Origin of the sequence: Ureaplasma sp. ES3154-GEN (genome assembly GCF_025780075.1) — a bacterium.
Lineage (GTDB): Bacteria > Bacillota_I > Bacilli_A > Mycoplasmatales > Mycoplasmoidaceae > Ureaplasma.
Map to the genome: position 1 here is coordinate 1 of NZ_JAOXHM010000010.1, position 824 is coordinate 824.

An 824-nucleotide genomic window follows, 5' to 3' on the forward strand; every position below is an offset into this window, starting at 1 on the left:
TCAAGATTCTACTTTCTTTTTAAGAGATAGAACTGCTCAAGGTAGTGAATATCCAAGACATAAATACCATTTTAACGATATGTGATGAAACGAATATATGATCACAAAAAGAGCACTGGAATTTTTATTAAAAAAATTAATCAAAGACAATAAAAAATATTTTAAACAATATTTCCAATTCCAATATCAATAAAAAAATAACTTTTTAAATGGTCTTGCATAAAATAAAAAACAATAAATTACTTCAATGCTATCACTTTATTAAAGTGTAAAATTTGTTGTTGATTATAAATTATGATTAATGTACATAATTATATGTTGCAATCAAGTTGTAATTGTTCAGCATATAAATTAAAAATCTTCCATAGACTATTTAAATCAAATATATCCTACTAAATACAGGTAGGTAGGAACAAAAAACAACTAGTATAACCTAAAAACATTAGTAAAGTTTTAAATAAAAAATTAAATTTATAATTCAATAATTGTCTAACTATTTCATTTGAAAATAAAAAATCACTATATTTTGTATAAAATAAAAAATTTATACGTGTTTAATTTTTAAAAAATATTATAGTCTATTGCTGTTTATATTTATAAGAAACAAAAAAACAACACCTAAAGAGGAGTTGTTTTTAAAAATGATTACCAATTAATTACCAATAAAATGTCCATTTTGTTCCTTAACATATTTTAATAAAAATTCCAGTGCTCTTTTTGTGATCATATATTCGTTTCATCACATATCGTTAAAATGGTATTCATGTCTTGGATATTCACTACCTTGAGCAGTTCTATCTCTTAAAAAGAAAGTAGAATCTTGT

1 protein-coding gene is annotated in these 824 nt (G+C 22.1%); it reads left to right on the forward strand.

Translation table 4 applies throughout. The features are described 5' to 3' along the window. Positions 1 to 193: hypothetical protein (locus tag OF377_RS03265; RefSeq protein ID WP_263836453.1), on the forward strand; the 193-nt coding region annotated here is incomplete at its 5' end. Positions 194 to 824 lie beyond the last annotated feature (631 nt).